Annotated in this window: 1 protein-coding gene; it reads left to right on the forward strand. The window is 66.9% G+C overall.

Annotated elements, in window-relative coordinates:
- On the forward strand, positions 1 to 726 hold a 726-nt coding region (gene prfB, locus AC1DWF_RS34300), incomplete at both ends, for a peptide chain release factor 2 (RefSeq protein ID WP_476842946.1).

Raw genomic sequence — 726 nt, forward strand, 5'->3', positions numbered from 1 at the left:
AACGACGCCTATATCGAGGTGAACGCCGGCGCCGGCGGCACCGAGGCGCAGGACTGGGCCGAGATGCTCATGCGCATGTACATGCGCTGGGCCGAGCGGCGCGGCTACAAGGTCGTGCTCACCGAGCAGTCCGAGGGCGAGGAGGCGGGCATCAAGTCCGCGACGCTCCAGGTCACCGGCGACAACGCCTTCGGCTGGCTGAAGACCGAGACCGGCGTGCACCGGCTGGTGCGCATCAGCCCCTTCGGCGGCAACGACAAGCGCCAGACCAGCTTCGCCAGCGTCTATGTCTATCCCGTGATCGACGACAAGATCGAGATCGAGGTCAACCCGGCCGACATTAAGACCGACACCTTCCGCGCCTCCGGCGCCGGCGGCCAGCACGTGAACAAGACGGAATCGGGCGTGCGCTTCACGCATATCCCGACCGGCATCGTCGCCGCCTCCACCCAGGACCGCTCGCAGCACCGCAACCGCGTCATCGCGATGGATATGCTGAAGGCGCGCCTCTACGAGCTGGAGCTGCGCAAGCGCGAGGCCATCAGCGACGGGATCGAGGCCGGCAAGACCGATATTGGCTGGGGCCACCAGATCCGTAACTACGTGCTGCAGCCGTACCAGTTGGTGAAGGACCTCCGCAGCGGGCTGGAGAAGGGGAACCCGACCGCCGTGCTCGACGGCGATATCGACGACTTCATGGCGGCAGCGTTGGCCGCGCGCGTGGGG

Source organism: Aminobacter sp. P4_D5 (assembly GCF_056401815.1).